This window comes from Mycobacterium sp., from assembly GCF_019247635.1.
GTDB lineage: Bacteria > Actinomycetota > Actinomycetes > Mycobacteriales > Mycobacteriaceae > Mycobacterium.
This window is the reverse complement of sequence record NZ_JAFBAR010000090.1, coordinates 71360-92274: the sequence shown is the minus strand read 5'-3', so window position 1 is coordinate 92274 and position 20915 is coordinate 71360. Positions and strand designations below refer to the sequence as shown.

Annotated in this window: 20 protein-coding genes; 8 read left to right on the top strand and 12 right to left on the bottom strand. The window is 67.0% G+C overall.

Annotated features, from left to right (window positions below; genetic code table 11):
- Positions 1 to 39 precede the first annotated feature (39 nt).
- Positions 40 to 654, bottom strand: coding sequence for a TetR/AcrR family transcriptional regulator (locus JO236_RS14515; protein ID WP_293331340.1), 615 nt, complete (start codon positions 652 to 654; stop codon positions 40 to 42).
- A gap of 61 nt (positions 655 to 715) precedes the next feature.
- Here JO236_RS14515 and mshB point away from each other — a divergent pair, with 61 nt between their 5' ends.
- A complete protein-coding gene (gene mshB, locus JO236_RS14510; protein ID WP_293331337.1) occupies positions 716 to 1615 on the top strand; it encodes an N-acetyl-1-D-myo-inositol-2-amino-2-deoxy-alpha-D-glucopyranoside deacetylase in 900 nt (299 codons plus the stop codon).
- Between the two features lie 68 nt (positions 1616 to 1683).
- The gene (locus JO236_RS14505) at positions 1684 to 2145 is read left to right on the top strand and encodes a hypothetical protein (protein WP_293331334.1); all 462 of its coding nucleotides are present in this window, start codon (positions 1684 to 1686) and stop codon (positions 2143 to 2145) included.
- 9 nt (positions 2146 to 2154) lie between these two features.
- On the opposite strand, the gene JO236_RS14500 is transcribed toward JO236_RS14505, so the two are convergent.
- Complete coding sequence (locus JO236_RS14500) at positions 2155 to 2997, bottom strand: PE family protein (RefSeq protein ID WP_323802160.1); 843 nt, start codon at positions 2995 to 2997, stop codon at positions 2155 to 2157.
- Between the two features lie 210 nt (positions 2998 to 3207).
- Here JO236_RS14500 and JO236_RS14495 point away from each other — a divergent pair, with 210 nt between their 5' ends.
- Both JO236_RS14495 and JO236_RS14490 read left to right on the top strand, forming a co-directional pair.
- Positions 3208 to 5781 carry a bifunctional FO biosynthesis protein CofGH gene (locus JO236_RS14495; protein WP_293331681.1) on the top strand — a complete coding sequence of 858 codons (2574 nt, stop codon included), beginning with the start codon at positions 3208 to 3210 and terminating at the stop codon, positions 5779 to 5781.
- Positions 5782 to 5881: 100 nt separating this feature from the next.
- Positions 5882 to 6646, top strand: coding sequence for a maleylpyruvate isomerase N-terminal domain-containing protein (locus JO236_RS14490; RefSeq protein WP_293331329.1), 765 nt, complete (start codon positions 5882 to 5884; stop codon positions 6644 to 6646).
- Between the two features lie 5 nt (positions 6647 to 6651).
- Here JO236_RS14490 and JO236_RS14485 read toward each other — a convergent pair whose 3' ends face one another.
- On the bottom strand, positions 6652 to 6993 hold the full coding sequence (locus tag JO236_RS14485) for a hemophore-related protein (RefSeq protein ID WP_293331326.1): 342 nt from the start codon (positions 6991 to 6993) through the stop codon (positions 6652 to 6654).
- Positions 6994 to 7455: 462 nt separating this feature from the next.
- Here JO236_RS14485 and fdxA point away from each other — a divergent pair, with 462 nt between their 5' ends.
- From fdxA to JO236_RS14465, 4 genes are all read left to right on the top strand, one after another.
- Positions 7456 to 7782 carry a ferredoxin gene (gene fdxA, locus JO236_RS14480; RefSeq protein WP_293331323.1) on the top strand — a complete coding sequence of 109 codons (327 nt, stop codon included), beginning with the start codon at positions 7456 to 7458 and terminating at the stop codon, positions 7780 to 7782.
- Between the two features lie 11 nt (positions 7783 to 7793).
- A complete protein-coding gene (gene dapC / locus JO236_RS14475) occupies positions 7794 to 8879 on the top strand; it encodes a succinyldiaminopimelate transaminase (protein ID WP_293331679.1) in 1086 nt (361 codons plus the stop codon).
- 62 nt (positions 8880 to 8941) lie between these two features.
- A complete protein-coding gene (locus JO236_RS14470; RefSeq protein WP_293331320.1) occupies positions 8942 to 11308 on the top strand; it encodes an APC family permease in 2367 nt (788 codons plus the stop codon).
- A 15-nt stretch (positions 11309 to 11323) separates the two neighbouring features.
- Positions 11324 to 12598 (top strand): alpha/beta hydrolase, encoded by a 1275-nt coding sequence (locus tag JO236_RS14465; RefSeq protein ID WP_293331317.1) that lies wholly within the window; start codon positions 11324 to 11326, stop codon positions 12596 to 12598.
- Positions 12599 to 12665: 67 nt separating this feature from the next.
- Here JO236_RS14465 and JO236_RS14460 read toward each other — a convergent pair whose 3' ends face one another.
- The 9 genes from JO236_RS14460 to JO236_RS14420 all read right to left on the bottom strand — a co-directional run bounded on the left by JO236_RS14460 (position 12666) and on the right by JO236_RS14420 (position 20842).
- On the bottom strand, positions 12666 to 13784 hold the full coding sequence (locus JO236_RS14460) for a YeiH family protein (RefSeq protein ID WP_293331314.1): 1119 nt from the start codon (positions 13782 to 13784) through the stop codon (positions 12666 to 12668).
- A 4-nt stretch (positions 13785 to 13788) separates the two neighbouring features.
- On the bottom strand, positions 13789 to 13947 hold the full coding sequence (locus JO236_RS14455; protein ID WP_293331311.1) for a hypothetical protein: 159 nt from the start codon (positions 13945 to 13947) through the stop codon (positions 13789 to 13791).
- A 400-nt stretch (positions 13948 to 14347) separates the two neighbouring features.
- A complete protein-coding gene (locus tag JO236_RS14450; protein ID WP_293331307.1) occupies positions 14348 to 14656 on the bottom strand; it encodes a type II toxin-antitoxin system PemK/MazF family toxin in 309 nt (102 codons plus the stop codon).
- Complete coding sequence (locus tag JO236_RS14445; protein ID WP_293331304.1) at positions 14656 to 14892, bottom strand: YlcI/YnfO family protein; 237 nt, start codon at positions 14890 to 14892, stop codon at positions 14656 to 14658. The genes JO236_RS14450 and JO236_RS14445 overlap by 1 nt, the downstream gene beginning before the upstream one ends.
- Before the next feature lie 71 nt (positions 14893 to 14963).
- Positions 14964 to 16871 (bottom strand): adenylyl-sulfate kinase, encoded by a 1908-nt coding sequence (gene cysC, locus JO236_RS14440; protein ID WP_293331301.1) that lies wholly within the window; start codon positions 16869 to 16871, stop codon positions 14964 to 14966.
- Positions 16871 to 17785, bottom strand: a complete 915-nt coding sequence (cysD, locus tag JO236_RS14435; RefSeq protein ID WP_293331298.1) for a sulfate adenylyltransferase subunit CysD — start codon at positions 17783 to 17785, stop codon at positions 16871 to 16873. The genes cysC and cysD overlap by 1 nt, the downstream gene beginning before the upstream one ends.
- Positions 17782 to 18585 (bottom strand): trehalose 2-sulfotransferase, encoded by an 804-nt coding sequence (gene stf0 / locus JO236_RS14430; protein ID WP_293331295.1) that lies wholly within the window; start codon positions 18583 to 18585, stop codon positions 17782 to 17784. Before stf0 ends, cysD begins: the two co-directional genes overlap by 4 nt.
- 155 nt (positions 18586 to 18740) lie before the next feature.
- Positions 18741 to 19043 (bottom strand): hypothetical protein, encoded by a 303-nt coding sequence (locus tag JO236_RS14425; RefSeq protein ID WP_293331292.1) that lies wholly within the window; start codon positions 19041 to 19043, stop codon positions 18741 to 18743.
- Positions 19044 to 19279: 236 nt separating this feature from the next.
- On the bottom strand, positions 19280 to 20842 hold the full coding sequence (locus JO236_RS14420) for a PucR family transcriptional regulator (RefSeq protein ID WP_293331289.1): 1563 nt from the start codon (positions 20840 to 20842) through the stop codon (positions 19280 to 19282).
- Between the last annotated feature and the right edge of the window lie 73 nt (positions 20843 to 20915).

The window sequence follows — 20915 nt, the reverse complement described above, 5'->3', positions numbered from 1 at the left end:
GATAGCCGCGCCGGTCCGCGCAAAGTTGCGCTGCGTTGCTCAGTTGGCTTGTGCCGCTTGTGATTTCGGCGGAATCACGGTGTCGACGATGAGAGCCAGTTCCCGTCGGTCCGGCGGGTCGCCGGTGAGCATGAAGTGCTGGTTGATCAAGGCGGGCCCGATCCGGGCGGTCAGCGGCGTGACCGTGGCGGGGTCGAGGTCGCCGTCGCGGATGGCGGCCTGCAGGATCGACTCGACGATCGTCAGGCGCGGACACACCACCGCGTCGGCGAAGATTGCGCGCAGCTCCGGTTCGTGCAGTAGCTGAGCCATGATCGTCAGGCCGGGGAAGACCGTCTTGCCGGCCAGCACGTCGCGATGGGCGCCGAGCACCGCCGACAGGTTCTCTCGCGCCGAGCGACCTGGCCGCGGTTCCGGCACCCGCGGCAGGGCATGCCGCAGCGCGGCCTGCACCAGGTCATGCTTGGACGCCCAGCGGCGATACAGCGCCGCCTTGCCGGTGCGGGCGCGCGCCGCTATTCCTTCCATGGTCAGTCCGCCGTAGCCGACTGCGGCCAATTCGGCCAGGGTTGCCTCGTAGAGCGCACGTTCGAGCACCTCGCCTCGCCGCCGGCTCCTGGCGGCTGCCGACACGGTCTGGGTGGGCTGAGCCATTTGTCGATAGTAGCCGTTGGCGTTCCTACGTGTGCCTGCTTGCTCGGGTTAGGGTGCGTCCATGTCCGAGACACCGCGGCTGTTGTTCGTGCATGCGCACCCCGACGACGAGAGTCTGGCCAACGGCGCCACCATCGCGCATTACGCCGCCCGCGGGGCGCAGGTCCATGTGGTCACGTGCACGCTCGGCGAGGAAGGCGAGGTCATCGGCGACCGCTGGGCTCAGCTGGCCGTCGACCAGGCCGACCAACTCGGCGGCTACCGCGTGGGGGAACTCACCGCCGCGTTGCGCGCGCTGGGGGTTGGTGGGCCCATCTACCTGGGCGGCGCGGGTCGCTGGCGCGACTCCGGCATGGCCGGCACCGAACCGCGCAGCCGGCGCAGATTCACCGACGCCGATCAGCGCGAGGCTATCGGCGCAATGGTCGCGATCATCCGCGAGCTCCAGCCGCACGTCGTGGTCACCTACGACCCCCACGGTGGTTACGGCCACCCGGACCACATCCAAGCGCACACGGTCACCACGGCCGCCGTGGCCGCCGCGGGCTCAGGCGACTCTCCAGGCGAGCCGTGGGAGGTGCCGAAGTTCTACTGGACGGTTCTGGCCGTAAACGCCTTCCTGGCGGGCTGGCACGCGCTTGGCGCCGACGATATGCGGCCCGGGTGGACGATCCCACCGGAAGGTGAATTCGACTTCGGATACTCCGACGACGACATCGGCGCCGTGGTCGAGGCGGATCCGGCCGCGCGGGCCGCCAAGGTCGAGGCGCTGACCGCCCACGCCACCCAGGTCACCGTCGGCCCGACGGGCCGCGCCTGCGCCCTGTCGAACAATATGGCGCTGCCCATCCTGGGCGACGAGCACTACGTTCTGGTCGGCGGATCGGCGGGGGATCGCGACGAGCGTGGCTGGGAAACGGATCTGCTTGCGGGTCTGGGCTTCCCGAGGTCAGGCACGTAAGCTGCTCGTATGGACCCGGACATGGACCCCAACATGCAGCACTGGCAGGACCGGCTGGACAGCCTGCAGTGGGTCATCGGCTCGATACTCGCTCAGTTCGACAGCGTCCCGACCTGACCGAAACCGCGCCACGCGCCGCGTCGATCGAAGACAGCGGCGCGACTGATCCCGCTATTCGTGTTGTTGTTCTGGCGCTGTTGGCCGTCGACGGCGTCTTGTCTGCACTGGCCGGCGCCATGCTCATGCCCGCCTACATCGGGTCGGTTCCCTTTCCCGTCAGCGCATTGATCAGTGGATTGGTCAACGCCGCTCTGGTTTGGGCCGCCGGGCGGTGGACCAAGTCGGTGCGGGTGGCCGCATTGCCCTTGTGGACGTGGCTACTGACGGTGGCGGCGATCGGCCTGGGCGGTCCCGGCGACGGTCAAATCCTCGACGGCCAAGGACTCCTGGCCTACCGGGCTGTGCTGCTGATCGTGCTGGGCGTCGTGCCACCGGCGTGGGTGCTGTGGCGTCGCGGTCGGCACGGCTGAAGGGCCGGCTCAGGCCGCGGGCGGGAGCGGCGGAAGCGGCGGCAGGAGGCTGCGCACCCAGTCGATCTCGGTGTTGATGAACTGGTTGATCGACGCGTTGGTGGCCGACCAGAAGTTCGCCAGCCCCTGACTGAAGCTGATGGTTCCGCCCAGCCAATCGAGTGTGTTGAACAGGGCGCTCTGCACGATGGGCTCAAAGAGGTAGTACAGGAAATTGATCTGCGGAGCCAAGACGCCGGCCCCCGCCCACCCCGCCGCGTACGCGACGAGGCTGAAGCCATACGCCACATACGGCTCGACCGTGTTGTAGAGATTCTCGATGGCGTCGCCGATCGACTGGGCCGGGGCCGACGCGGCCAGCGCAGCGGTCCCGCCGGTGGGCAGCAGCGCCAGCACGCTGTTGGCGGCCGGACCGACGATCGCCGCGCTGCGGGCCAGCGCGCCGGGACCGCCAAGGAACAGGCTCTGCACCTGGCTTAACGTGGGCGCCGCCATCGAACGGCCGCCGGTCAGTGGCTGACCCAGCAATGCCTGGGCGGGGGCGTTCACCGTGTTCGCCAAGGTCTGTGCGGCGCTGGCCTCGGCGGCCGCAAACGCGCCGGCACCCGCGGTCAGGTTCTGCACGAAGTCCTGATGGAGCGCCGCCAGCCGCGCGCCGAGCTGCTGGTACCCCTGGCCATGCGCGGAGAACACCGAGGCAACCAGAGCCGAAACCTGGTCGGCGGCCGAGGCAATCACCCCGGTCGTCGGCACCGCCGCGGCCGCGCCCGCCACTTCGACGGACGAGCCGATGCCAGCGATATCCGAAGCCGCGGCCACCAGTGCGTCTGGAGCTGCGACCACGAACGACACCGGCTGACCCCCTGCGTTTCCAGCATCGTATCGCTATCAGCCCTGATCCGTGGCGGATGCGCCTGAACGGGGGCGCAGGGCATCGGGCGTATGCGGGCCGATGCCTGCCGCTACTGTTGCCCATATGGCGCCTAGGTTGCCCGCGCGATTGCCGGCCGGGTTGCCCGCGCGGATGAAATCAGACCGTGGGGAAGTTACACGAACGTGCCATTGACACCGGGGCCTCCGGGCCAGGAGCCCACCGCTCTGCAGACCCCCGTCGTTCCGCGCAAGACCAGCGCGTCGGCGCTGCGCCGGGTACTGCGGCGAGCCCGCGACGGCGTCGCGCTGAACGCGGACGAGGCGGCCGTGGCGATGACCGCGCGCGGCGACGACCTGGCGGACTTGTGCGCGAGCGCGGCGCGGGTACGCGACGCGGGTCTCGAGTCGGCCGGGCGGCGCGGCATTGGCGGGCGGCTGCCGATCAGCTATTCGCGCAAGGTGTTCATCCCAGTCACCCACCTCTGCCGGGACAACTGCCACTACTGCACGTTCGTCACCGTCCCGGGCAAGCTACGCGCCCAGGGCGCGGGCATGTACCTGGAGCCCGACGAGATCCTCGACGTCGCCCGCCGCGGAGCCGAACTCGGTTGCAAGGAAGCGCTGTTCACGCTCGGCGACCGTCCCGAGGATCGCTGGCCCGAGGCTCGCGAATGGCTTGGTGCGCGCGGCTACGATTCGACGCTGTCCTACGTGCGGGCAATGGCGATCCGGGTGCTGGAGGAAGCTGGGCTGTTGCCGCACCTGAACCCCGGCGTGATGAGCTGGTCGGAGATGTCACGGCTGAAGCCGGTGGCGCCGTCGATGGGCATGATGCTGGAGACGACGTCGCGGCGGCTCTTCGAGACGAAGGGTCTGGCCCACTACGGCAGTCCCGACAAGGATCCGGCGGTGCGGTTGCGCGTGTTGACCGACGCGGGCCGATTGTCGATACCGTTCACTACAGGACTGCTCGTCGGCATCGGCGAGACGCTGGCCGAACGCGCCGACACCCTGCACGCGATACGCAAGTCGCATAAGGAGTTCGGGCACATACAGGAAGTGATTGTGCAGAACTTCCGGGCCAAGGAGCACACCGCGATGGCCGCCGTGCCGGACGCCGGCATCGAGGACTACCTGTCGACGGTGGCGGTGGCGCGACTGGTGCTCGGGCCGGGGATGCGCATCCAGGCGCCACCCAACCTGGTGTCGCGCGACGAATGTCTGGCATTGATCGCCGCCGGCGTCGACGACTGGGGCGGCGTGTCGCCGCTGACGCCCGACCATGTCAACCCCGAACGGCCGTGGCCCGCCCTCGACGACCTGGCCGACATCACCGCCGAGGCCGGTTACGACCTGGTGCAGCGGCTGACCGCGCAGCCCAAATACGTGCAGGCGGGTGCGGCGTGGATCGACCCGCGGGTGCGGGGACATGTTGTGGCGCTGGCAGATCCGGCGACGGGCTTTGCTCGCGACGTCAACCCGGTGGGCATGCCGTGGCAGGAGCCCGACGACGTCGAGTCGCGCGGCCGGGTGGACCTGCACGCGGCGATCGACGTCCAGGGCCGCAACAGCGAGGCCCGCAGCGATCTCGACAGCGCGTTCGGCGACTGGGAGTCGATCCGTGCGCACGTGCACGAGCTGGCCGCGCGCGCTCCCGAGCGGATCGACACCGACGTGCTGGCCGCGCTGCGCTCGGCGGAACGCGATCCCGCCGGCTGCACCGACGACGAGTACCTGGCGTTGGCGACGGCCGACGGTGCCGCGCTGGAAGCCGTTGCCGCGCTGGCGGACTCGCTGCGCCGCGATGTCGTCGGCGACGATGTGACCTTCGTGGTGAACCGCAACATCAACTTCACCAACATCTGTTACACCGGCTGCCGGTTTTGCGCGTTCGCCCAACGCAAGGGCGACGCGGATGCCTATTCGCTGTCGGCCGAAGAGGTCGCCGACCGCGCGTGGGAGGCCCACGTCGCCGGTGCCACCGAGGTCTGCATGCAGGGCGGGATCGACCCCGAGCTGCCGATCACCGGCTACGCCGATCTGGTGCGCGCCGTCAAGGTCAGGGTGCCGTCGATGCACGTGCACGCGTTCTCTCCGATGGAGATCGCCAACGGGGTTACCAAGAGCGGCTTGAGCATTCGCGAATGGCTGCTTGGCCTGCGCGAGGCGGGCCTCGACACCATCCCGGGCACGGCCGCCGAGATCCTGGACGACGAGGTGCGCTGGGTGCTCACCAAGGGCAAGTTGCCGACGTCGCTGTGGATCGAGATCGTGAGCACCGCGCACGAGGTGGGCCTGCGATCGTCCTCAACCATGATGTACGGCCACGTCGACAGCCCCCGGCACTGGGTGGCCCACCTCAACGTGCTGCGCGACATTCAGGACCGCACGGGCGGTTTCACCGAGTTTGTGCCGCTGCCCTTCGTTCACCAGAATTCGCCGCTGTATCTGGCCGGTGCGGCTCGACCCGGGCCTACCCATCGAGACAACCGGGCGGTGCACGCCCTGGCGCGAATCATGTTGCACGGCCGCATCTCCCACATCCAGACGAGCTGGGTCAAGCTCGGTGTCGAGCGCACGCAGGTGATGCTCAACGGCGGCGCCAACGACTTGGGCGGCACCCTGATGGAGGAGACCATCTCGCGGATGGCCGGGTCCGAACACGGGTCGGCCAAGACGGTCGGCGAGCTGGTCGCGATCGCCCAGGGAATCGGCCGCCCCGCCCGCCAGCGCACCACCACATACGCCCCCCTGGCCGCGTAGCCACCACCCCCTTTGCCGCGAGCGTGCGCGTCTGTCCAGTGACACGCCGTGCGCACCGGCATTTTGCGCACCTTCGCGGAAGGTTGGGTATACCCCGGCGGTGAGCAGAGTGATCGATAACGACCGCTTTCCCGAATGGCAGCCGTTCCTGGATGCGGTGCAGCAACGGCAACCCGACGCCGGTACCTGGTGTGCGGCATGGACGGTCCGCGACGTCGTCATCCACCAGGCCGGAAATGCCCAGGAACTCGCCCGGGTACTGGGCGGGCACCTGCGGGGCGAGCCCGTCCGCACCCGCGGCTTCGAGGAACGCGAGGCCGCGCTGCGGGCCATGAACGACGACGATCTGTGGGACGCGCTGCACGACCGGATGGCGACCCTGAACGAGGTTGCCGACGCGGCCGACGCGTTGCCGGCCGACACCGACGTCGCCTGGACCGGTCGCACCATGAAGGTGCCCTGGTTCGCCGAACACATGCGCCAAGAACTGGTGCTGCACAGCTGGGACATCACCGGCGACAGCAAAATCTCAGAGGCCGCCCTGGCTCAGCCGTGGATGACTACGCACAGTGTCGTCGCGGTGGGAAAGCCGCTGCTGGTCAAGGGGGCTGGGCAACTGCAGCCAGGCGAACGGGTGGAGGCGCGGTTGCGCGTCCCGGACGCCGACGACGTGTTGATCAGGGCCGACGCCGAGAGCGCCACCATCGGGTTGGCCGAACCCGAAGGTCCGGCCACGCTCGATACCGATGCCGCCGTTCGCGTATTGCTGCTCTGGGGCCGGCGCCCCGGCGACCCGTCGCGGATTCGCAGTAGCGTCGGGCCCGAGGCCCTGGGCCGCGTGCGCCGCCTACTTGCGGGCTACTGAGCTGCTCAGTAGTTGTTGCAGGTTGCCGCGACCGCCGAGAGGTCGTTGACGTACTGCGACGCCCCCGGCATGGCGGCTATTTGATTGGCCATCTGCCGGCGCTGTGCCGGACCCGAGGCCAAAAATCTCTGCAAATAGCTCTGCGCGATCGGCGATTGGTTGAATTGCGCGGCAGCGCCCGGGTCGGTCGCGTTCAGCGCGGCCATGACCTGCCCGTAGTTGCAGGTCGTGTTGATGGCCGGGTCCAGCGGATCAGCGGATGCGATGCCTGCGCCGGCGGTCAAGCCCAACGCCACACCCACGCCTCCAACCGCAGCGGCCAATTTGGTCAACGACAGCCTCGACATTTCTGGACACCTTCCAACTAATGCACCGTTAGCGCTCGACGCTGACGGCCTCTCCCCAGCGAACTGCCGTCGTTAGTCGAGGCTACCAGGCCCCGAGAGTTTACTTCTTCAGCTGAACCATCGGCCGAAGCCGCCGAGACGTAACAAATCGCAGGTCAGACGCATAGGTGGACGACAGCCTGGCGGTCAGCTCGGTGGCCTGTTTGATGGCCCGCTGGACATCCAGCTCGACGGCGAACGCCGCGCCGCCGACGATTTAGCTGGCGTCACGCACCGCTATGCCACTGAGTGCATAACACTAGACACATTCCCCGGCATGCCCAGTGGTTGACGTGTATGTGCAACGTCTAGTATCAGGTACCGAACGCTAGTCGTAAGCACGCGCGGCCATGCAAACATCAGCCCACACTGAGCGGTACATGGAGGACCCCAGGACATGGAAAAGACCTCGAGGAGACGTCCGTGACGTACACGATTGCCCAACCCTGTGTCGACATCAAGGACAAGGCATGCATCGAGGAATGCCCGGTCGACTGCATCTATGAGGGTGCCCGGATGCTGTATATCCACCCCGACGAATGCGTGGACTGCGGGGCGTGTGAACCGGTCTGCCCCGTCGAGGCCATCTATTACGAAGACGATGTGCCCGACCAGTGGGGCCACTACACGCAGATCAACGCCGACTTCTTCACAGAGCTGGGATCGCCGGGTGGGGCGGCCAAGGTCGGCATGACCGAGAACGACCCGCAAGTGGTCAAGGATCTGCCGCCGCAGGGCGAGGACGACTGAGCGGGCCGGTGCTGTCCGCGGCCCTGCCGGAGTTCCCCTGGGACACCTTGGCCGACGCGAAAGCGCTGGCCCTGGCTCATCCGGACGGCATCGTCGACCTGTCCGTAGGTACCCCGGTCGACCCGGTTGCGCCGCTGATCCGAGAGGCGCTGGCGGCTTTCAGCTCAGCGCCCGGCTACCCGGCCACGGCGGGCACCCCGCAGCTGCGCGAATCCATCGTGGCCGCGCTAAACCGTCGGTTCGGAGTCACCGGGCTGACCGAGGCGGCCGTGCTGCCGGTGATCGGCACGAAGGAACTCATCGCCTGGTTGCCGACCTTGCTGGGGCTGGGTGCCGAGGATGCGGTGGTGGTGCCCGAGTTGGCCTACCCGACCTACGACGTCGGCGCCCGGCTGGCTGGAGCGCAGGTGCTGCGGGCCGACTCGCTGACGCAGCTGGGTCCGCAAAGGCCAGCGCTGGTGTATCTGAACTCGCCGAGCAACCCGACCGGCCGCGTGCTGGGTGTGGACCATCTGCGCAAGGTGGTCGGGTGGGCGCGTGATCGCGGCATCGTGGTGGCGTCCGACGAGTGCTACCTGGGTTTGGGCTGGGATGTCCAACCGTTATCGGTGCTGCACCCAGCGGTCTGCGACGGCGACCACACCGGGCTGCTCGCGGTGCACTCGCTGTCCAAGAGTTCATCCCTCGCCGGCTACCGTGCCGGTTTCGTCGCCGGCGATCCTATCCTGATCGCCGAGCTGCTGGCCGTGCGTAAACATGCCGGGATGATGGTGCCCACGCCGGTACAGGCAGCCATGGTTGCCGCGCTGGATGACGACGATCACGAGAAGCTGCAGCGAGAGCGCTACGCGCGCCGGCGAGAGCTGCTGCTTCCGGCCGTGCGCTCGGCGGGTTTTGCCGTCGAACACTCGGAAGGTGGGTTGTACCTGTGGGCGACCCGCGGTGAGGCATGCCGAGACAGCGTCAGCTGGTTTGCGCAGCGCGGCATCCTGGTCGCACCCGGCGACTTCTACGGACCGCGCGGTGCCCAGCATGTGCGCATCGCGCTGACGGCCAGCGACGAGCGCATCGAGGCGGCGGTGCCGCGCGTGGGCTAGGCGTTAGGCAGAATGCTGCAGAAGATGTTGGAGGCGCTCAACCTCGGATAAGGAATGTGGTCGTGACAACTTCGGCTAGCACTGCGGCGACCAAGCTGCGCATCCCGACGTCCATCGCGGACATTGCCAGGCGGGTGTTCTTGGGCAAGCCGCTGATCACCGAGGAACTCGCAACCGAGAAACTGTCGAATCCGGTTGCGCTGGGGGCGCTTTCGCCCGATGCGATCTCGTCCACCGCGTACGGTACCGAGCAGATCCTGATCGAATTGTTGCCCGCCGCGGGGCTGGCGGCGTTTGCCTTATTGCTGCCCATCACGGGCGTCATCCTGCTGATCCTGGTGCTCGTGGCCGCGTCGTATCGGCAGGTCGTCATGGCCTACACGCGCGCGGGTGGGTCGTACATCGTGGCCCGGGAGAACTTTGGGCCCAAGGTCGCGCAGGTTGCCGCCGCAGCGCTGTTGATCGACTATGTGGTCACGGTGGCGGTGCAGGCGGCGGCCGGGACGGTGGCGGTGGTGTCGGCCATCCCGGTCCTGGGTCCGCACAGTTTGCAGATCACGGTGGGCGTGGTGATGTTGATCTGCTACGCCAACCTGCGTGGGCTGAAAGAGGCGGGATGGCAGTTCGCCTTCGCCACCTACTTTTTCGTCGCCATGGTCGGCCTTACGATCGTCATCGGTGTCGCGCGCATAATGTTCGGCGAACTTCCGGTATACGACCCCGCGCACATGCCGGGAACCGTGGAGGTTCATCAGGGCAGCGGTCTAGTGATGGGCGCGACGATCCTGACGGTGCTGCGTTCGTTCGCCAACGGCGGTTCGTCGCTGACGGGGGTCGAGGCGATCTCCAACACCGTCGACCTATTCCGAAAGCCCCAGGGCCGCAACGCACGTAAGGTGCTCACCACGATGGCCGCGATCCTCGGGTTCCTGCTGGCCGGTGTCTCCTATCTCGCCTATGTCACGCACGCCACCCCCTACGTCGACGAATATCCTTCGGTCTTGTCGCAGATTGCCCGCGCGGTCTTCGGCCACGGCGTCGTCGGCGATATCCTCTACGCGCTCGTCCAGGCGTCCACGGCTGCCATTCTGTTCACCGGTGCCAACACCAGTTTCAACGGGTTCCCCGCGCTGGCCAGCTTTGTCGCCGAAGACCGTTTCCTGCCCCGGCAGTTGATGAAACGTGGCCACCGCCTGGTGTTTTCGAACGGCATCCTCGCCCTTACCGCGCTGTCGGTGCTGTTGCTCTTGACCACCGGCGGTTCGGTCAACGCGCTGGTTCCGTTCTATGCGATCGGCGTGTTCACCGGGTTCTCGATGGCCGGTTACGGAATGACCAAACATCATCTGACGCAACGGGATCCGGGGTGGCGCCGGAGGCTCGTGATCAACCTCTCCGCGGGGATCCTCTCGACGATCGTTGTCGGCATTTTTGCGGTGGCGAAGTTCACCGAGGGTGCGTGGCTGGTAGTGGTCGTCTTCCCGATTCTGGTGTTCGGGCTGATGCGGCTCAACCGCGAATATCGCGCCGAGGCAGCGATTCTCGAGATGTTCCGGACCGACCGTCCCGAATTGGTGAAGTACGCCCGGCACAAGGTCTTCGTCTTCGTGAACTCGGTTGACCTGGCCGTCATCGAGGCGCTGCGATACGGCAGGGGGCTGCGCGCCGACGAGTTGATCGCGGTGCATTTCATGGTCGACGAAGTCCATGCCCAACTGATCCGAAAGCGTTGGGATCACTTCGGGCTCGACACTCCGTTACGGGTAGTGGACTGCCCGGATCGGCGGATCACCCGGGCCGCTCAGGTGCTGGTCATCAAGGCGCGCGACGAACATCGGAACACCAACGTGACGGTGCTGTTGCCCCGTCGCACCTACGCGCCGCTGCTGGGACGCCTGCTGCACGACCGCACCGCCGACAAGGTGGCCCGGGCGGTCAGCCTGATCCCGGACGCCGCGGCGACGATCGTGCCGTACGACGTCGAGTCCCGGATCAAGCAGGCGTACCCCGAAGGCCTCGAGCAACGGGTCGCGCGCGAACTCGACAAGATCGAGGCGTGGGTTTCCAAGGGTGAGGAAGAGGACGTTGAGGCTTACGAGCATCCCGAGCCGGGGGCGTCGGTGATCACGGTGGCGGGATTGATCCCCGGGCAGCGAGCCAGCTTCGAAGGGCGGGTCAGCGAGGTCGAGGATGTCAGCAAGGGCAGGCGGACGCTGCGCGAGGTCGTCGTCGGCGACAACAGCGGCGAGATCAGCGTGACGTTCCGCTCCGGGCGCGGAGGCGCCGACATCAAGCCCGGCCAACTGCTGCGGATCACCGGTAAAGCCCGCCAGAGCGGTAACCAGCCCATTTCGATGGCCGACCCGGCGTATCACGTGCTCGAGCAGCCCGTCGAGGCAAAACAGGAACCCGACGAGGGCGGCAATTAGATCGGGAGGACAGCTATGCGGCGACTGTTGGCGTTGGTGTTATCGCTGGCCGGCCTGGTGTTCACCGCCAACGGCTATCGGCCGGTCTCGAAGCAGGGTTATTTGGCGGGTTACGCCTTCGGCTCCGGGGTGTTCGCCTCCGAGCTTCCGACGCAGGCGATAGTCACCCAGTTGGCCGCGCTGGCGGTGGTGTCGCCGCGGCTGTCGGCGCGCGTGCGTGCAATCACTTGGTTGGTGTCCGTGCTGTCATGGCTGGGCCTGCTGGGTCTGCGCCGGACGGGCCGCGCGGCTGACCAACCGCTTACGGCGGCCCTGGACGCCGGGCTCGGTCCCGACCGTCGTGCCGAGTCGGGCGACCTGTGGAAGCGGCCCGCGCCGGGAGGCGCCACCGCGAAGAAGCCCGGTGCCGCGCGGATGCTGCGGATCTACCGCGACTACGCGCACGACGCCGACATCAGCTACGGGGAGTGTGGCTCCAGGAACCATCTCGACATCTGGCGACGACCCGACCTCGACCGCGGCGGACGGGCGCCTGTGCTGCTGCAGATTCCCGGCGGCGCCTGGATGACGGGAAACAAACGCGGTCAGGCACATCCGTTGATGAGCCACCTCGCCGAACTCGGCTGGGTGTGCGTCGCCATCAACTACCGACTCAGCCCGCGCTCCACCTGGCCCGATCAGATCGTGGATGTCAAGCGCGCGATCGCGTGGACCAAGGAACACATCGCCGAGTACGGCGGCGACCCGGATTGGATCGCGATCACCGGCGGCTCGGCCGGCGGGCATCTGTCCGCTCTGGCCGCGTTGACCCCGAACGACCCACGGTTTCAGCCGGGGTTTGCGGACGCCGACACCCGCGTGCAGGCGGCGATCCCGTTCTACGGCGTCTATGACTTCACCCGGTCCGACAGCTCGATGCACCCGATGATGGTGCCGATGCTGCAGAAGCACGTGTTCAAGGTGAAGCGCAGAGAACACCCCGACGAGTTCCGCGTCGCCTCGCCGATCACGCACGTCCGTCAGGACGCGCCGCCCTTCTTCGTGTTGCACGGCACCAACGATTCGTTGATCCCCGTCGAGCAGGCGCGCAGCTTCGTGGCTCGCTTGCGCGAGACGAGCGACCAGCCGGTTGTCTACGCTGAATTGCCTTGCGCCCAGCATGCTTTCGATATCTTTGGATCGGCGCGTGCCGCGCACGCCGCAGTGGCCGTGGAGCAGTTCCTTGCCGAGGTGTACGCATCGCGTCCGGCCTCCACATCGGTGGGCTTGACGAAGCTGGCGCCGTCCTGATGCTCACCCGCGAGCTTGTGCGTCCATACCCAACAGGGTCACGTCGCCAACGTGCTCGCTGCTGCCCCTAAGTGCCCACGCCCCAATGTAATACGCGGGATGTCAGCAACACGATGCCCAGCGAGACCGAGGCCACCACGACAAGTCCGATGACCGCGACGACGAGCGGGCGCCATCCGGTGCGAACGATTTGGCGGATGTCGGTGTTGAGCCCGACCCCGGCGAAGGTAAGCAGGAACGCCCATTTCGACACGTTGCCGAGGTTGGCGGTTTGGCCCTTGGTCAGCCAGCCCGCGGTCGCTATCGCCGAAACGGCAAGGAAGCCAAGCACGAACTTCGGAAACTTCGCCCAGATGAACGCGGCCTTGGCCCGAGCACCAGGTGCGATCTGGTCGGCCTGCCCGCGCGCGGCCCAATACAGCGCGAAACCAAGTACGACGAAACCGATCAGCGCGTTGCGGGTCGATTTGACCAGGACGGCGATTTTGCCGGCGTGGTCGGAGAACAGGTAGCCGGTGGCCGTGGTTTCGGCGGTGTTGTCCACCGCCAGCCCCGCCCATAGGCCAAACTCCCGGTCCGTCAGGCCGATTGCGTGTCCCAAGGGCGGCAACACGAACAGTGCCACCGCACCCAGCGCCAGGATTGCGGCGATGGCGTAGCCCACATCGGAGTTCCGGGCCCGGATCGCGCCCTTGGCCGCGACGATGGCCGACACTCCACAGATCGAGGTTCCGATCGCAAGCAACGAGCCCAGCTTGCCCGATAGCCCGAATGCCCGCGCGGCCAGGATGATGATGGTTCCCGCAACCGCCATGTCGACCAGGATCTGGACCAGGCTCACCGCGCCGAGTTTGGCGATATCACCGAGCACGAAGCGCGCACCGAGCACCACGATCCCGGTCTTGAGCCAAAACTCGTAGGTCTGCACGCCGGGGCGGAATATCCGATGCAGACCGATGGTGTTGGTGATCACGAGCCCGATCACGATGGCCCACAACACATATTCGATATCTGGCACGTGCCAATGTTCGTGTTTGGCCAGCGCGTTCCACCAGATCTGGGCGTATTTGCCCAGCAGCCCCACGCCGATCAGCAGCAGGATGCCCGGCACGTAGTCCAGCGGCTGCCTGCTGGTGAAGGTCGGCTCTGCTACGGCTTCCTCGGGGTCGATGCGCGTGGTAGTCATGGCGTCACCACGGAATCTTCGGAAGCACGTCTGCTACCGCCAACGCGGTGATCACACCGGCGAGCAGAGTGGCCCACCAGTCCACCGATACCGAGCCGACTCGGCCGAGCCGACGATCTCGCTGCGGCGCTGCGTCGCTTCCCTGCGGTATGTCTTCACTCACGACGATTGCTCCTCACGCGCGGCGGCTATCCGGCACTGTCTGCCCCGGCAAATCGTTGCGCGGACCTACTCGCCGACCAAGGGATTGGCTCGCGCTGAATCTTGAGCGATCGCAAGCGCGGCGTCGCCGGGCGCAGCGGGTCGCGCCCCTCTGCGGAGACGCGATCGCAAGCGCGGCGTCGCCGGGCGCAGCGGGTCGCGACCCTCTGCCAAATACTTCCTGCCGCAGACACGGTCGGCCGTTTGCGGCACTGCGCTACTGCACCGGCAGCTCCAGCACCGCCGCGGCCCGGCAACTCCACCAAGCGGTAGCGCCCGAACGGCGTGCCGTCCACCCGAACCTCCTGCCGGAAATCACGGTCCAGCACACGATGATCCGGCCAGGAGTGAGCGCTAGGACGTCAAACGGCCCAATCGAGATCGAACGCGTTGCCGACGGCGTCGGCCAGGGCGGGCTCCTGCGATGCGAGCAGGTAGCCGATTTTACGACCAAGGTCAGACACCGGGATCGTTTGGATGTTGTCGCAACTGACGACAGACGGTTGATTCAGTCCGTTCACCGCGCCTACCGGAACTTCGGTGGCCAGCCCCCGGACGGTTGTCGTGATCGGGGCGACGGTGACGTTGGTGAGATGCGGACGCACGAGCTCGCGGGTGAGAATCAGGACGGGTCGAGCCTTGTCAAGCTGGGCGATGTGGATGGGGCGCATCAGTCGATGTCGAGGACGGTACGACCAGAGTGGGCGGCCAGCGCATCCACATCACTCGGCGCTGACATGCTGGCCGCGAGGATCTCCGCGTCGCGTTCGGCGAGACGACGGCGACGTTCCCGTTCCAGCGCCCGAACCACGACAGCCGCGCGGCTGCGGGCATGCTGTGCCCGGACTTCGTCATCGATAAAAGCGACGATCTCGTCGGGTAGGCGGACCGCAATTTGTGTGCTCACTTCACCGATGGTACCAGTTTGGTATGCACGTCAGCGTCGTCGAGGCGTCCCGGAAACCGGCTTGAGTCAGCTCACTTCCCGGCAACGGGAGCGGCCGCCGGGCGCGGGCTGCGCTCGTCCAGCAGATCAATGACCTTCGCCGCCAGATCCTCGATGCTGGCGCCGGTGGTATCGAGCACCAGATCGGCGTTTTCCGGCGGCTCGTAGGGTGCGTCGACGCCGGTCAGCCCCTTCAGCTCACCCTTGCGGGCACGCGCGTAAAGGCCTTTGGGGTCACGCTTCTCGCATTCGGCCAGGGAGGTGGCAACGTGCACCTCGATGAACGGCAGTTTGGCGGCGTCGTTGAGGGCGCGCGCGGTTTCGCGGTCCGACCTGAGTGGTGACACCAGCGACGCCAGCGCAACCACGCCCGCGTCGGCCAGCAGTCGCGTCAAATGTCCTACCCGCCTGATGTTTTCGGTGCGGTCACCGGGAGAGAAGCCGAGGTCGTCGGACAGGCCGTGGCGCAGGTTGTCGCCGTCGAGCAGGTATGCAACCCGTCCAGATTCGACCAGTGCGCGCTCCACGGCCACGGCTATCGTCGACTTGCCGGAAGCGGGCAGGCCGGTGAACCAGATCGTGGCACCCGACTGTCCGGTGGCCTGCCATCGGTGGTGGCGATCGAGAGACGATGGATGCCAGCGGATGTCGGTGCGCGGATGCGTGCCTGGGTTGACCTCCCGGGCTTCGAGGATGGTGCCCGCGCCGACGGTGTCGTTACTGGTCTCGTCGATCAGGATGAACGCGCCGCTATCCCGGTTATCGGTGTAGGCGTCGGCGATTACTACCGAACTCGTCCGCAGGGTCACGGTGCCGATGTCGTTGAGCGCCAACTCAACTGGATTGTCGAGTTCGTCGAGGGTCTCCGGGTCCAGCCGCGAATGCAACGCCTGCACCGTTGTCCGGACGCTCTTGGCGGTCTGCTTGAGTGCCAGTCGGTCGCCGGCCCGCAGCGGGGTGTCGACGAACCAGCACACTGTCGCGTCGAGCTCACGCGCCAGCACGGGCGCAGCAGCGTCGTCGGCCCCACTGACCAGCACGTCACCCCGGCCCACGTCGATGTCGTCCGCCAGTTCGATCGAAACCGACAGCGGCGCAACGGCAGTCGGGCGGTCGTCGTCGAGGGTATCCAGTCCCGTCACGGTGGAACGGGTGCCGGCGGGCAGCGACACCACCGGGTCGCCCACGCTGAGTGTGCCCGCCGCGAGCCGCCCGGTGTAGCGGCGCCGCACGTCGGCGGTCGGCCGCGAGACCCATTGCACCGGGAGCCGCAGTCGGGACGCCTCGGCTTGCGGTGCGGCCAGCTCGACACTTTCCAGGTACTCGAGCAACGTCGGACCTGCGTACCACGGTGTGCGATCGGAGCGGTGCACGACGTTGTCGCCGTGCTTGGCCGCCAGCGGTATCACCGTGATGTCCACGTCGCCAAGCCGCGCCGCCGTCTGGCGCAGCTCTTCCTCCACCTCGGTGAACCGACCTTCGTCGAAGCCGACGAGGTCGATCTTGTTCACGGTCGCGACAAAGTGCTTGATGCCCAACAGTTTTGCGATCCGGGCGTGCCTGCGGGTTTGGCGCAGCACCCCGGCGCGCGCGTCCACCAACAGGATTGCCACGTGCGCGTTGGACGCACCGGTGAACATGTTGCGGGTGTAGCGCTCGTGGCCGGGGGTGTCGGCCAGGATGTAGCTGCGGGTCTCGGTGGAAAAGAATCGGTACGCGACGTCGATGGTGATGCCTTGTTCGCGTTCGGCGCGCAGACCGTCGGACAGCGCCGCCAGGTCGGCGACGCCCTCCTCGTCGGTGACGGCTTCCAGGTGGTCCAGCGGCAAGCTGTCGGTGTCGTGCAGAAGCCGTCCGATCAGGGTGCTCTTGCCGTCGTCCACCGAACCCGCGGTGGCAATGCGCAGCAGTTGACGCGTCACAGGCTTGGTCAGACTCATCAGAAGTAGCCCTCTCGCTTGCGGTCCTCCATCGCGGCGGCCGACGTGCGGTCGTCGGCGCGGGTCTCGCCGCGCTCGGACACCGTCGCGGCCGAGATCTCGGTGATGACGCGGGTGATGTCGGTGGCCTTCGAGCGCACCGCCCCGGTGATGGTCAGGTCGCCGACGGTGCGATAGCGCACCGACTCCACGGCGGACGTTTCACCATTCTGCGGCCCGGCGTATTCCGAGACCGCCAGCAGGATGCCGTCGCGCTCGAACACCTCGCGTTCGTGGGCGTAGTAAATCGACGGTATTTCAAGGTCTTCCAGCTCGATGTAGCGCCACACGTCGAGCTCGGTCCAGTTGCTCAGCGGAAACACCCGGACCTGCTCGCCCTTCTTGATCCGGCCGTTGTACAGCGACCACGGTTCCGGGCGCTGGGCGCGCGGATCCCACTGGCCGAACTCGTCGCGGAAGCTCAGGATGCGCTCCTTGGCGCGGGCGCGCTCCTCGTCGCGGCGGGCACCGCCGAATGCGGCGTCGAAGCCACCGGCCTCGAGGGCGTCGAGCAGCGTGCGGGTCTGCGCCCGGTTCCGCGACGCGCCGGGGCCCGGGTCGGGAACCCGGCCGTTGTCGATGGATTCCTGCACCGACGCGACGATCAGCTTGTGCCCCTGACCGGTGACCCTGCGATCGCGAAACTCGATAACCTCGTCGAAGTTGTGCCCTGTGTCAACGTGCATCACCGGAAATGGCAGCGGCAGTGGACGAAACGCCTTCTCCGCCAAGCGAAGTAACACGATCGAGTCCTTGCCGGCCGAGAACAGCAACACCGGCCGCTCCAGTTCGGCGACGACCTCACGGATGATGTGCACCGCTTCGGCCTCCAGCAGGCGCAGCTCGTCGACCGCCACGGTCGCGGTTGCAGTCATGTTGGTAGTCCCTCTCTTTCGGCATCGGCCCGGTAGCGGTCCACCCACTCGTCGGAACGCTGGTCGGCCTGACGTTGCAGGACCGGCTCCGGTGCCAACCGCGGATCGAGCCCCAGCTGCTCGAGGATGTTGGCCACCACCTCAGTTAGGTTGCGCCACAACACCGGATAGGAAACCTCGATCGGATTGACGTTTTCCTCGTCGAACCAATCCTGCCAGCCCCGTTCTTGGTCACGCAGCATGGTGACGACGTGGGCGATCGCCCCGGCGTGATACGTGGCACGCGCGTCACGGACCGGGTCGGGCCTACCACGCCACACCCGGGTCTGCACCGCGCGCCAGAATGACACGGCCTGTGAGATCACGTCAGGTCGATGTATATGAATCAGGAGCGGATCTTCCCCGACGACGTCGCGGATCGCGGCCAACAATCCGTCACCGGATCGGTCGGGTAGTCCCTCCGCGCGGTCCAACAGGAGCGGCGTCTGGTTCCACATGAGCTTGCCGCCCCACACGCCGTTGGGCGTTCGACCGACGGTGCGGATGTAGTCGCGCCAGATGTGCGGCGGCGCCAGGTCCGGCTTGCCTTCGTCCCATGGGTCAAGCAGGTTCAGAATCGACTCGTCTTGGACGCCGGCGAACCATTCCCGCGGTTGGGGAGACTGGCTGGTGGTCGGCAGATACTGGAAGAACTCCTGGGGCTCGCCGGCCACCCCGGTCGCACGCAGCGATTCGACCAGCAGCGTGCTGCCGCTGCGCTGCGAGGCGAGCACCAGGTACGACGACGGGGTATCTGCCACCCAGGAAGCCTAACTGGCTGGAAATCCGGTGCAACGCAGGGCGTTACGTTCACGGCGAACATAACCCTTGCGCGCCGTGGCCGGCTTACAAGGAGCGGCCCCGTCGGGCGCCGCGCCGCGTGGGCCGCCGCCCGCGGGTCGGCGACCGAGCTATGTCAGGCGACCTTGGTTACGGTCACCGGGCCGTTGCTCTGTTGGCACACAGTTGTAGGTGCACCGGTCTGACTGACCTGGTACACCAGCGCGTTGACGTTAGGCAAGTCGACGCCGCACGCATTGGCAACGACGGCGGCCGCGGCGTCCACGGTCACGTTTGCTGCGATGGTGACGTTGCCGATGTTCACGTTAACCAGGCCGCCCTGAACCGGATCTGCGTATGCATCACCAACCCCGGCCGTGACCAACACGGCTCCGCCGAGTACAGCGCAGGCTGCGGTTCGTTTGATGATGTTCCTCATTAGCTACTCCTTCAGTTCGAGGAATCGGTCCCGCTACTCGGCCCCATATCGCGCCGACGCGACAATTCCACCCCAGGCGGCTTTGCCCGAAGCTCACCGCGGGGGACTACCCGCGTGTAACTGAGTCGTAAACCGATGTCGGCAGACTATTTGCGCAGCTTGTCGTGGCAGTCTCGAAAAATTGACCGCGCAACGGAGCCGCAGAACATCGAACAAGGTTTCGGAAGCCAGGAGCGCTATGGTCTCTCGAGTACCCGCAAACCGAGCGAAAACAACAGCCGCACATCGGGATCGGTCAACGTCGTCGACAACAGCTTTTCGATCCGCCGCACCCGGTAGCGGACGGTGTTGGGATGCACCTGCAGCCACTCGGCGGCGGCGCCGATGTCGCCGAAGCAGTCCAGATAGGCACGCAGGGTCTGAGCCAGCACGGGATCCGTGGCATTCAGATCACGCACCCTCGGGTCGACCAGGCGCTCTTCGGTTCCGATCAGGCTGACGATCTCGTCAAGTAGCACCGTCGTGCGCGCTTCGGCCAACGACGTCACCTGGCCGATCGAGATCGGGTGGCGCTCAGCACTGTCGAGCACGCGGTCCACTTCGCGGCGTGCCGCAGCCGCTCCGGCCAAACCCGCAATCGGCGCGGCGATGGCGGCCCGGAGCGTCACGCCCAACTCCGCGCGCAGCGCGCTGATGGTGCCGCGCGCCCACGAGGCGACCGACCGGGTCGCCGCGGTGTGCGGTAGCAGCACATAGACCCGCGACCCGTTGGACGCAACCAACGCGTCGCGCCGAAAAGCGCTGGCGCTCAGAGCCAGAACGTCGGCCAACCGATGTTTGGTGGTTACGGCGTGGAAGCCGACAACCGCGGCGTTGCCGTCGACCGGAAGATCGAGTTCGCGGGCGATGTCGGCCGGCTCGGCCGGCTGAGCGTCACCGATGCCCAGCAGCTGTTGCACCCGCCGCGCGTGCGTGGACGGCCTCGTCGCCAGCCGCTCCATGATCCGGGCGGCCAGCACCGCCGCGCCCCGCATCATCTCGTCGGCGTCGTCGGCCAGGGGTTGTGAGCCCTGCTGCACCCAGATGGCTCCGGCGAACGCGGGCGGGCCTCGAACGGCGGCCGGCGCGTGGTGAATCCCGATGGCCAGCCGGGGACGCAGCCCCAACTCGGGGCGCTCCGCGACGCGAACCACCTCGCGGCCGGCCCGCAGCGCATCGAAAATGCCCCATTGGCCGATCCATTCGAGATGCTCGGGCGGGCCGGCACGGCCCAGGATGGACAGTCGGCGCAGGTCATCGGCTTCGTCGTTGGAAGCCGAGTACGCGAGCACATGGGATTGGGCGTCTTCGATGCTGACCATGCCGTGGATGCGGTCGGCCAGGGACTGGGCCAGGCCGAACAGATCGGTGCCGGGATCGTCCGCCGCGCGATCACCCTGGTGGTCGAAGACCTGATTGACCAATCGATAGAGCCGCTCCCAGCGCGCCCGCGGCTCCACGGCGACGACCGCTGACCCGGTTGCGACGGCCTTGGCCACCAGTGCGTCGGACGGCTCCTTGACGAAGATCGCGACCGGTGCCCGCCCGTCGAGCCAGCGCCTCGCTTCATCGTCGGCGATGCCGAGCAGGAAGAAGACGTCGGCCGACCCCGCTGCGGGCGCCAGGCCGAGCCGGACATCGTCGGAGTCGATCAGCGCCGCCGAGGCGACCCGCATATCCAAGCCGCGCGGGGCTGCCACGAGGCTGACCAGCGTGGCGTCCAAAGCGAGCAGCAGCTGCCCTAGCCCGACACCGGTCATATTGTCCGATTCTACTAGCCGTTGTGTTCTATCTTGTCGGATCAGCCAAGCATTCATCCCGGCGTGCCGGGGA